Annotated in this window: 1 pseudogene; it reads right to left on the bottom strand. The window is 61.8% G+C overall.

The features are described from left to right. Positions 1-107: pseudogene (locus tag QJT78_RS52940) on the bottom strand (segregation and condensation protein B); the annotation flags it as partial. Positions 108-217: the final 110 nt, after the last annotated feature.

Here is a 217-nt window from a genome sequence, read left to right on the forward strand (position 1 = left end):
AGCAGGCCGGCCTCCTCGAGCATCTCCATGTCCGGAAGATCGCGCAGCGTCTGCAGGCCGAAGTGCGACAGGAACGCTTTTGTCGTCACGTAGGTGTAGGGGGCCCCTAGCCCGTCCTATTCGTGAGAGTGCGGCTTTTTGGCCCGATTGATGCGGCCGCACATCTTGTCTGACGAGGCGCACAGGATTGCCTTCGGCTTTTCACCGCCTGACCACC

This window comes from Bradyrhizobium sp. Mp27 (assembly GCF_029953005.1).
GTDB classification, from domain to species: Bacteria; Pseudomonadota; Alphaproteobacteria; order Rhizobiales; family Xanthobacteraceae; genus Bradyrhizobium; species Bradyrhizobium barranii.